This is a genomic window from Pseudomonas sp. WS 5071, from assembly GCF_012985765.1.
Classification (GTDB): Bacteria; Pseudomonadota; Gammaproteobacteria; order Pseudomonadales; family Pseudomonadaceae; genus Aquipseudomonas; species Aquipseudomonas lundensis_A.
Window position 1 is genome coordinate 1 of the sequence record NZ_JAAQWY010000081.1, and the last position, 1094, is coordinate 1094.

Sequence of the window (1094 nt, forward strand, 5' to 3'; positions counted from 1 at the left end):
AACGGCGGCCTCAGGTTCCAAGTGCAACAGTCAGTTGATAGTGTTGAGCCGATTGGTTGCCAGCAGTTGCAGATGATCCGTCAACACTTCAACAGGGAATTTCCAGCCCAATGTCTGACGAGGTCGGGTGTTGAGCAAGTCGGCAATCTCGTCCAGCCGCTCCTGGCTAACCAGCGACAAATCGGTGCTCTTGGGTAAGTACTGCCGGAGCAGGCCGTTCGTGTTCTCGTTGCTGCCTCTTTGCCAAGGGCTGTGCGGGTCGGCGAAGTAGATCTTCATTCCCGTACGAGCTGTCAGCTCTTGATGCTTGGCCATCTCGCTACCTTGGTCATGGGTCATGGTTTTCAGCAGCGCCGGTGCCATCCGCGAAAGTTCTCGCGTCATCCCCTCTAGCGCGGCGTCTGCGGTGGGCGCATCCAACTTGGCCAGGATCACGAAACGGCTCGTGCGCTCGACCATCGTCGCTACTGCCGAGCGATTGTTCGCGCCCATGATCAGGTCGCTTTCCCAATGACCTGGCACTTGTCGACCTTCGACCTCTTCAGGCCGGTAGCGAATATTCTGTTCAGCTGGATAGCGCTCGCGCCGAGCTGGCGCAGTGCTGCGAGTACGCCGCTTGCTGCCGCCCTGGCGCAGGTAACCAATGAGTTGACGCTTAAGCTCGCCGCGTGGGTATGCATAGATTGTCAGGTAGATCGTTTCGTGACTCACATGCCGCTCAGGATTATCAGGCCAGTAGTCCTTGAGTCTGGCGGCAATTTGCTGAGGAGACCAGCCCTTGGCCAACATGCTGTGTACGACCTGGAACAGTTCAGAACCAGGGGCAAGAATCTTGCTGCGCCTCGGGACGTGTCTGAGGGCACGGGCTCGAGCACCGGCAGTGCTGGCGTCATAGTGCCCAGGCTGCGACTGGCGCCGCACCTCTCGACTCAGCGTGCTGGGTTGGCGCCCAAGAACTTGGGCGATGGCTCGCAGCGAGGCGCCTTGCATACGCATGATCATTAGCGTTACGCGCTCTTCGATGGTCAAGTGGGTGTAGTGAGTAGTCATGCAGCACCTTACCTCGGGTGTTGCACTTGGTCACTGAGACCGCC

Annotated in this window: 1 protein-coding gene; it reads right to left on the minus strand. The window is 58.8% G+C overall.

What is annotated here, in order from left to right; all coding sequences use genetic code 11:
• Positions 1-30: 30 nt before the first annotated feature.
• Positions 31-1050, minus strand: coding sequence for an IS30 family transposase (locus HBN61_RS22300; protein ID WP_083333228.1), 1020 nt, complete (start codon positions 1048-1050; stop codon positions 31-33).
• Positions 1051-1094 lie beyond the last annotated feature (44 nt).